Genomic DNA, 8389 nt, shown 5'->3' with positions numbered 1-8389 from the left:
GCACCGTGACACAACTCCCCCGCTGAGGTCCACGACAGAAGCCAAAGCCGCATCCACCCCGCCAACAACCACGCCTTGACCCACACCTCACCACAAAGACCACCCCACTCCACACCGGCCACAACGCCTGCCGGGGGCCACGGCGGCGCCGCGCCCCACCCGGGCCCGGAACACCCGGGCCCGCAACACCCGGGCCCGGAACACCCGGCTCCGCCTGCCGCTGCCGCGGCAGACCCGAACGGCCACCCGTCACACGACCTGTCACACACACCCCAGCCTGCTCAACGTCATAGAACACCGGCCCACCCAGGAACACTCACAACATGCGGCCAGTTGAGCCGAACCGGCGAACAACGCTCGCGCAGGCAGGAGCGCCCTGGACAGGCGACAGGCGCGCGGCCCGCACCCACGGCGTCACCGACGGGACCACCAGCGGCTGCTGTTCACTGCCGGAGCAAGGCCCGCCCACGGGCGGCGGCAGCGTGTGTCGAAGCAGACCGGGAAGGCTGGACATCACGTGACGTGATCCCTCCCTCAGGTCATCGACCATCACCCGGTCGTGGCCGGCACCGCCGCCGGCATAGCCGACCACACGCAACAGTGATCCAAGACCGGCGCCCGTGACGACTTCTCGGGCGACCACCGACAGCTACCACGACAGCGTCGACGCCTTCGCCGACCAGGCCGCCCCCCATCCCGCAGGAACACGGGCTCCCGGACCACCGCGGCCACCAGGCACAACCTCTTCATGTCCGGAAACCGGCCGTCGTCGGCGGAGTCGGCGGCGCAGGCCATCATGCATACCCGCGGCCGAGCCGCCCGCAGTCAACGCAGCCGAGCCGCCCCGCGGTGAGCGTGCCCCCGGTCAGCGCCCACCAGCCCCGCACCGCCCGTCACACAGCCGCCAACACGGGCCCGGCGCTGCCACCATGCCCCTAACACCGGCGCCCCCCACGCCAGGAACACAACCGTTCGACAGCCATCACAGCGACAGCCCAACGGACCGTCGCGGGCGGCCTGGACGCCGAGCCCAGGACAATGCCGGCCTGCCCACCCTGCGGATGACCGTTGGCCCCGGACCGCGCCTCCAGGCGGAACCGGCCGCTCTGCAAGGGCAGCCAGCACGAGCAGCCTCAGTTGTTTCAGATGGTGAGGCGGGAGCGGTCGGCGGTGCCTATGCGTCGGCCCAGCCGGCTGTGTTGGAGTACGACTCGAAGCTGTATCGGGTGCTGCGGTCCCATTCGTCGCCGGTGAGGTGCTTGTATGCGTTGTCGGGTACGTAGAGCAGCGCCTCGGCCCAGACGAGGTCGTTGGCGTATGGCATGAACCGCTCTGGGTCTCGAAGTACGCTCTCGTACTCCTCACGGCCGGCTGCGACGACCGCAGCCCGGGTGTAGAGGAACTGATCACTCGACAGGTCATCGCCGCATTCCTTGCGGTCCAACCTGTACAGGGCCCAGGAGAGCTGCTCGGCGAAGCCGACCACGTCAGATACGGGGCCGTTCGCCAGGCGGGCTGTCAGGGCAGCGGCGAGCTCGTCAGCCTCAGGGTCGGGGCTAGAGCGTCTCTCTTCGATGGGCTCATCAGTTGATCGGACGTGTCTGTCCGATTGGTGATCACTGATGCGACGTGGGACCGGATCGAGCCGCTGATGCCGACCGATCCGGTCCGCGGACGGCGGTGGGCCGACCACCGCCGCACGCTCGAGGCCATCGCGTGGAAGTACCGCACCAACTCGCCCTGGCGGGACCTGTCCTGCGAGCTCGGCTCGTTCCAGACCGCTCATAACCGGCTGATCAGGTGGGCCGTAGACGGCACCTGGGAGAAGATCCTGGCCGCGGTCCTCGCGGCAGCGGACGCCGTCGACGACATCGCCTGGACCGAATCGGTCGACTCCACGGTCGTCAGGGCCCACCAGCATCCTGCCGGGGCACTCAGAAAGGGGCCGCAAGCCGCAACGACCCGGCCAACGCGCTCGGACGCTCCCGCAGTGGGCTGAGTACGAAGATCCACCTGGCAGCAGATGGCCATGCACGATCCCTGGCCCTCACTGTCACCGCAGGCCAGGACGGTGACGCACCAGCTTTCGAGGCCGTCATGGCCCGCATCCGCGTGCCTCGAAGCGGCCGGGGCAGGCCCCGGACCCGGCCGTTGGCCGTTCTCGCAGACCGGGCCTATTCGTCCCGCGCCATCCGAAGCCATCTGCGGCGACGGGGCATCCGCGCGGTCATCCCTCAGCCGGCCGACCAGGTCGGCCACCGCATGCGTCGAGGCAGCCGCGGCGGCCGCCCGCCCGGCTTCGACACTGAGGCCTACAAGCAGCGGAACACCGTCGAACGTTGCATCAACCGCCTCAAGCAATGGCGCGGCCTGGCCACCCGATGCGACAAACTCGCCATCGCCTACCAGGCCGCACTCCACCTCGCCGCCATCCTCATCTGGACACGACGTTGACCAAAGAGACAGAACCTAGGGGGTCTGCACGCTTCGATGAGCTGCCAGAAGGCGTTCTCGTTCATGTCGGAGAGCATGGCGGACGGGTGTGACACCGCGGGTTTCAGGTGCCTACCCGGGCTAGTCGGCGGCAGCCGATGAGGGCTGCTGCTATGCCGACGAAGCCAAGGAAGTGCTCCGCCTTGCGTTCGTAGCGCCGGTGGCGCCTTCGGCAGCCGGCCAGCCAGGACACGGTTCGCTCAACCGCCCAGCGATGGCGGCCCAGCCGCTGTGAGGACTCGACACCCTTGCGGGCCATGCGGTGGCGGACTCCATGTTCGCGGAGCCATCGGCGCAGATGGTCGTAGTCGTAGCCCTTGTCGGCGTGCAGCTTCGTCGGCCGTCGGCGTCGCGGCCCCCGGCGGGACCGGATGGGCGGGATGCCCCGCACGAGCGGCTCCGGGCCCTGACTGTCATGCATGTTCACGCCGAAGACGCCCAGAAACAGCGGCAGCCCGTTTCTGTCGCTGATCAAGCTGTAGGCGCCGCAACGCCCCGAGCCGGGCATCCGGCTCGGGCGTTGCGGTGGCTCCCTGGCTTATGCACTGAGAATCCTGATGAAGACCGGCGTGGTGGCCGCTGCTGTCAGCGGTCTCCTCGCCGTCGTCCACCCGCTTCGCCGCGGCCCAGGCCGTGGGCGACGCGGGGCGGACGACGGTCGCCGGCGACATGTACAAGCCCTGCCCGCCAAGGCCGGGAGGCGGTGGCGGTGGCCCACCCGGGGGCCTGACGGGCTTCGGGGATCAGACGTTCTGCTGCCCCGGCGGTGATGGCGGCACAGGCGGTGGCGGCGGCCCTGGGCTCGGCCCAGAGGGCCTTCTGGCCTTCGGCGACAGTCGGCTGTGCGTCTGCCCCGGTAAGCCCGGAGGCGGAGGCGGCCCGGCTTGCCGGCGGTGACCTGTTGAGCATCACCGGAGACCGGCCGTGTGTCTGCCCCGGCGATGGTGGCGGCGGGGGCGAAGGCCCCCCCCGCGTGCTGACGGGACTGTCTGGGCTGGTGGATTTCCTGGTGTGCCGTGAGCCGGGCGTCGGTGGCGGTCCCGGCACCTGACCGGGCCGCAACAACCCGCTGTGACCGCAGGTGCTTCCCGCCCCTGCGGTCACAGAGCCCCTCGCTGGGTCAGGCGGAGCGGTCTGCCGCTGTGCCGGTGGTGCCTCAGCCCGGTGCGCAAGCGGTGGGGCCCGGCGGCGCGGTTCATCAGCACGCGCGGCTAACCAACGTGCACAAAGCCCCCCTCCCCCGGCCCCGCAGCACTGTGACGGTGGCCCCCGAGCACCGGCTCCCGCCCGGCCGCAGTGGCGGGCCGACGGCCGTGGCCGTACACCGGACCCATGGAGCTGCGACCACCGGTGACGCCCATGCTCGCGCAGGGGCGGGACCAGCTGCCCGCGCCCGGGGCGCTGCCCGGCGGCCTCGCGTTTGAGCTGAGCTGGACGGTCCTCCAGACACTCGGATGTGTCTCACGTTGTTCCGGTCCCACACTGCCGCTCCATCCGCGCCTGAGAACGCCTGGTGGGCCAAGCACGCCAGAGCGCCCTCCATCGATCTCCGACGCACAGCCGCTGGCGGCGGACCCACCTGACGGCGCTGCGGGCCGGTAGGAAACCGCTGTGACGGATTACGGGACGGTGTCACGGACCGTGGCGGGCATGTCACCCAGCAAGGCCGCTGACCGCCTGCTGGACAGGACGGATCAAAGCGGTCCCCCGCCGCCGTCCGATGTCACCACCCCGCTGTAACTTTCCCCCATGGTCAAATGCGGGAACGGGGCATGGGAGTGGATCGAGTCCGGGGGAGGGCCGCTGATCGCGGTGCCCGAACAGGTCCTGACGTCCTGGCAGGGATGTGACTTCGAGTCGACCACGAACGACGATGACTACAGCAGGGCCTGCGAGGTCGAGGGCTACCTCGGCGTGATCCCTGTCGGGCGCGCGGAGGCCCTGGTACTCGGGGAGCCCTGGTCAACCACCTACGTACCCGAGCACGGCTGCTTTGTGTGCTGGATCGGCGCCGACTCGGAGGACGCCTTGCTGGACAGCGTCGAACAGGCGCTTGAGGTCGCGTCGTGGGAGGCGGAGGTGCTCTGGGAGGTTCCGGGCCCGGTGGTCCTGCTGCACTCCGGATTGCCCGGCGTTCCCGGGCCCGACGCCGAGTTCGACGAACTCGACCGGCTGCGCATCGACCTGGAGGCGGGGCGCTACCTGGTCCGCGCTGCCTATGCCAAGCCCGCGCCCAGGACGACGATGGTCCTTGTCGGGCTCACGCGGCTCTCACCCGACGGGCCGGGAGTCTTGACGGGCAACATGACCGAGTAGAACGAAGTCCTCCATCACAAGCTGTCCGTCACTCCACCGTCGCGATCTCCCTTGACTTGCTCAGGCGCCCGCAGGGTATAGAGCTTGATGTCTCATGAGACACACCAAACTGTCGAGAACGACGGGTACCCCCTGTCACGGGCGGTCGTCACGCTGAAGGTGGCGCTCGGCGCTCTAGCCGTGGTCGTGGTCGGCTACGCCGTGCACGGGGTGTGGTCGGGCACGCTGCCCATCGACCCCGCTGCGGGCGGCACCCTGCTGAAGACGCTGCGGGCGCAATGGTGGGATGTGGTCCTTACCACCGTCGGCCTGGCAGTCCTCTGGAAGACGCTCCGTGCCATGCTCGCTAGTCTCCGTGGATCAGTGAGCGATGAGGAGCTGCTTGAAGAGGAACTGCGGCGGGCTGAAACCGAGGTCTCAGGCCCTGAGGAACAGGGCGGTGACTTTCAGTGGCCGCTGGAGCCCTTCACGGAGGACGGACTGCCGTAGCCGTGCTCGCTGGGAGTGGCAGGCCGACAGGACGCGTCGTCCAGCAGTTCCATGGCCTGCGCTGGACGCCCGGTCTGGCCCGCCGCCGCGTCGGCCTTCGGCCTGGGGGCTGGTAGGCCGCATGTTCAGGTGCCGCGTATGCGCGTCCGAGCACAGATGGGGCTCGCGCTGAGTGATCTGCGCGAGCTCGGCGGCACCCGGCAGTCTGCTGGTCGGCGATTGACATGATGGGCGGCGGCAGGTCTCAGGTGTCTCTAGAGGAGCGACTATGGCGTTCAAGACCGGAGTCGCCGAACGGGACGAGTGGTCCTATTCGCCGGCTGTCGGCGTCGGACCGCTCCGGTTCGGTATGACCGTCGACGAAATGGTTGAGGCGGCTGAGATACTCGGCCAGACGAAGGTCAGCGAGTGTGCGCGGGACCACGCGATCTTCTCGCCGACTTGGAAGGTCGAAGTCCACCGTCACGGGGTGGCTCTGTCACTACCCGCCGTCACGGCCTATGTGAGCCAAGTTGCGGGGCTGTTCTGCGTCGCTGTTGACGCCGTGCACGGTCCCCAGGTTGCGTACGACGGACTCCCGCTGGTCGGGAGGTGCCTGTCGGAGCTGGAGAGCGACGCAATCGCGTATGCGGAGGCAATGGACGTGCACTTTCGCTACACACCCGAGGGCTACGCAGGACCGGATGATTCCGGGGTCGTGATGCGCGCCCAACTAGTCGGGCAGGCCCTACAATCGCGTCCGTTGTTCATGGTGACGCGCGACGGCGCGAATACTGAATGGGACTCGTTGCCCTCCGAGGAGTACCGCGTCAACAGCCTGCCCGCGGCCTAGCGTGGACCCTCGGCCTGCTCCTGGCCGTGCACGTCGTCGCGGCCAACGTCCAGGACCGAGACGGTGCCCGTCGCCCGGTGCTGTGGACCGGCGCGACCATCCGGGTGTGCGGAAGATCTGGGCGGACCAGGGCTTCGCCGGCCGCTTGGTCGACTGGACCACCCAGATCCTCGGCCGCGAGCTGGAGATCGTGCGCAAAGAACCAGGCCAGCGCGGCTTCCAGGTCCAGCCCAAGCGTTGGGCGGTCGAGCGAACCCTGTCGTGGATCACCGCCCACCGGCGCCTCGCACGTGACAATGAGACGAGCCCTGCGCACTCGGAGACGATGATCCGCTGGGCGATGATCGGCGTGATGGTCCGCCGACTTGCCCGGGGCCGAGTAGCCACCCGGCAGGGCCGGCGGCTCCTCGCCCGCTCGGGTCAGGTGTCGCAGCTACCGTCCCAGGGAGCCTGGAAGCCCAACTCGTCTGGATAGAACTCCATCCACACGCCGTCGGTGTCCTCATCGTCCTCGTCTTCTTCCAGGACCAGACCGAACAGAACCCCCTCGAACCAGACCTCGAAGGGCGCGATTGCGATGTCCCGGTACTGCCGCTCCGGCAGGGCATCCAGCCACTCATTAAGCAGTCGCCGGGCTGCCGTGATCGCCTTTTCCTCGCCGTCCGCCGTGGTTCCGGTGAACTGAATGCGTGAGTCCAAATGTTTGCCGGCCTCGTTGAACCGATGGAGCACGGCGCACCAGCGCTTGTGGGACTGCCAGTCGTCACCGCTAAAGACCTCGGGGAAGGCCGCCGTGACGGACGCGAAGAACTGGCCGCCCTGCCACCGCCCGATGGTGCTCGTGCGGTAGTCAGGCTCGTGTCTGATCGGAATGAGGTCGGGAACGCTCATGGGCGAACCATAGGCGCTACCTGAGACAACAGGCGGTGGCGACCCATGTTCGTCTCGCAGGCAGGCCAGCTCACGGGGACTGTCTGCGCCGGCCGACACCGCCATGCTGCATCAGATGGAGAGCGCGACGCTGCACGTCGAGCTGCCGATCGGCGTGCTGAGCGATGAGCCATGCCGCGCATGCGGCCTCCTCGCCGACCAACACGAGGCAACTCCGAGACGGACTCGTGTTCTATTCATCCAGTCTCGGGCGAGGCAACACCCCGTCGGGGCAACCGGTTTCACCGCCGACAGTCTGTGCGCCGAGCGGCCGGCAGGCCCGATCGAACTCTGGCAGACCCCCCGTTGGGGCGCGGCACCGGAAGGACACCACCGGAGTGCCGTCGACTTCAGGTCCGGCTTCGCCGCCAGCTGGGGATGGCGAGGCGCGGCGGTCCCTGCCGCCGGGGGGCGACGCTGCTCAGCTCCTCACGTTCTCTATGATCTTCGACCTCATCGAGGAGGGGCATGTATGGCGTTTGGAGAACATGTGGAACGGGTCGCCGACGAAGTCGTCGGAGAGTTCCCGGCGGACAGCAGGATCTACGCGGTGACGTTCCGCATCGACAGCGTCGACCAGGATCCGCGGTTTCCGTACGTGGCGATCGGCTACACCACCGAGGCCGACGCCACGGCGGCGGCGCAGCAAACGGCGGATGCCTGGGAGGCACGCTGGAGTTATGCGTTCTTCCCCGAGACGGGACTCGAAGGGGTGAGGACCGTCGGACGTGACCCTGACGGCGCGCGGTCGCACCGGCAGGAGGCCGAGTCCCGGGGGCTCTGGTACGAGGACGACGACGAGGCGGACGGCCGCGACGAACGGCTGGTCGAATGGTTCTACGAGGTGTGCGTCGCGGCAGCCAGGCGCCTCCACGACAGCGGCCGGATCGTGGCGGTGCTGGGGCGGCCGGTGCCGGTGGTCCTCTACGACATGTTCGACCCGGACGCGATGTTCGAGCTGACGTCACGCGCCAATCCGGCGGACCTGGTCACCGACTTCATGGCGAAGGCACCCTGACACCAGGTCACCGCCAGTCGACACCCCTAGCGTGTGACAGCGGCGAACGGACACGGAAGAGGACCGCAGGACCGCGGCCTAGCTGTATTGACCCGCAGCGTTGTTCACGCGGCTGATGGGCGGGCGTCCGCCGAGTGCGGTGTGGCAGCGGTGGTGGTTGTAGGTGTGGAGGAAGTCTGCCAGGGCTGCTGTCCGCTCGTCGTTCGAGAGGTAGGACCGTTGGTAGGCCCATTCGTCCAGCAGGGTGCGGTTGAAGCGCTCGACCTTGCCGTTGGTCTGCGGCCGGTAGGGCCGGATCTTCTTGTGGGCGA

At 68.6% G+C, this 8389-nt stretch carries 8 protein-coding genes and 3 pseudogenes; 6 read left to right on the top strand and 5 right to left on the bottom strand.

From position 1 onward, the window contains the following. Positions 1-1174: 1174 nt before the first annotated feature. Complete coding sequence (locus ACZ4U1_RS40100; RefSeq protein WP_467909119.1) at positions 1175-1693, bottom strand: DUF4240 domain-containing protein; 519 nt, start codon at positions 1691-1693, stop codon at positions 1175-1177. On the opposite strand from ACZ4U1_RS40100, the gene ACZ4U1_RS40095 reads away from it, so the two are divergent. After that, positions 1652-2454, top strand: a protein-coding gene (locus ACZ4U1_RS40095) for an IS5 family transposase (protein ID WP_467909118.1) whose coding sequence is annotated in 2 segments (ribosomal slippage) — positions 1652-1951 and positions 1954-2454 — 801 coding nt in all. Because the reading frame shifts where the segments join, the coding sequence is not laid out codon by codon here. The two genes, ACZ4U1_RS40100 and ACZ4U1_RS40095, sit on opposite strands and share 42 nt — an antisense overlap. 103 nt (positions 2455-2557) lie before the next feature. Here the strand turns inward: ACZ4U1_RS40095 and ACZ4U1_RS40090 are convergent. Continuing rightward, positions 2558-2968: pseudogene (locus ACZ4U1_RS40090) on the bottom strand (transposase); the annotation flags it as partial. A gap of 1274 nt (positions 2969-4242) precedes the next feature. On the opposite strand from ACZ4U1_RS40090, the gene ACZ4U1_RS40085 reads away from it, so the two are divergent. The 4 genes and pseudogenes from ACZ4U1_RS40085 to ACZ4U1_RS40070 all read left to right on the top strand — a co-directional run. After that, positions 4243-4809 (top strand): Imm21 family immunity protein, encoded by a 567-nt coding sequence (locus ACZ4U1_RS40085; RefSeq protein ID WP_467909117.1) that lies wholly within the window; start codon positions 4243-4245, stop codon positions 4807-4809. Positions 4810-4896: 87 nt separating this feature from the next. After that, positions 4897-5298: a hypothetical protein gene (locus ACZ4U1_RS40080; RefSeq protein WP_467909116.1), complete on the top strand. Its 402-nt coding sequence runs from the start codon at positions 4897-4899 to the stop codon at positions 5296-5298. Positions 5299-5566: 268 nt separating this feature from the next. Beyond that, positions 5567-6130: a hypothetical protein gene (locus ACZ4U1_RS40075; protein WP_467909115.1), complete on the top strand. Its 564-nt coding sequence runs from the start codon at positions 5567-5569 to the stop codon at positions 6128-6130. Positions 6131-6135: 5 nt separating this feature from the next. Further along, a pseudogene (locus ACZ4U1_RS40070) lies at positions 6136-6605 on the top strand (transposase); the annotation flags it as partial. Here ACZ4U1_RS40070 and ACZ4U1_RS40065 read toward each other — a convergent pair. Both ACZ4U1_RS40065 and ACZ4U1_RS40060 read right to left on the bottom strand, forming a co-directional pair. Further along, a complete protein-coding gene (locus tag ACZ4U1_RS40065) occupies positions 6551-7021 on the bottom strand; it encodes a hypothetical protein (RefSeq protein ID WP_467909120.1) in 471 nt (156 codons plus the stop codon). The pseudogene ACZ4U1_RS40070 and the gene ACZ4U1_RS40065 overlap by 55 nt on opposite strands. Before the next feature lie 51 nt (positions 7022-7072). Further along, a pseudogene (locus ACZ4U1_RS40060) lies at positions 7073-7223 on the bottom strand (DUF6624 domain-containing protein); the annotation flags it as partial. Between the two features lie 309 nt (positions 7224-7532). On the opposite strand from ACZ4U1_RS40060, the gene ACZ4U1_RS40055 reads away from it, so the two are divergent. Then, on the top strand, positions 7533-8078 hold the full coding sequence (locus ACZ4U1_RS40055) for a hypothetical protein (protein ID WP_467909114.1): 546 nt from the start codon (positions 7533-7535) through the stop codon (positions 8076-8078). A gap of 78 nt (positions 8079-8156) precedes the next feature. Here the strand turns inward: ACZ4U1_RS40055 and ACZ4U1_RS40050 are convergent. After that, positions 8157-8389 (bottom strand): integrase core domain-containing protein (locus ACZ4U1_RS40050; RefSeq protein WP_467909113.1); only part of this gene is annotated, 233 nt, incomplete at its 5' end.

This window comes from Streptomyces sp. NPDC028928 (assembly GCF_055564915.1).
Note: the sequence above shows the minus strand (reverse complement) of the source record. Positions and strands in the feature narration are given on the sequence as shown.

What these genes read in the sequence shown, in the direction of transcription:
- ACZ4U1_RS40085 (WP_467909117.1), top strand. Translation starts at nt 4,243, where the DNA reads ATGGTCAAATGCGGGAACGGGGCATGGGAGTGGATCGAGTCCGGGGGA.
- ACZ4U1_RS40080 (WP_467909116.1), top strand. Translation starts at nt 4,897, where the DNA reads ATGTCTCATGAGACACACCAAACTGTCGAGAACGACGGGTACCCCCTG.
- ACZ4U1_RS40075 (WP_467909115.1), top strand. Translation starts at nt 5,567, where the DNA reads ATGGCGTTCAAGACCGGAGTCGCCGAACGGGACGAGTGGTCCTATTCG.
- ACZ4U1_RS40065 (WP_467909120.1), bottom strand. Translation starts at nt 7,021, where the DNA reads ATGAGCGTTCCCGACCTCATTCCGATCAGACACGAGCCTGACTACCGC.
- ACZ4U1_RS40055 (WP_467909114.1), top strand. Translation starts at nt 7,533, where the DNA reads ATGGCGTTTGGAGAACATGTGGAACGGGTCGCCGACGAAGTCGTCGGA.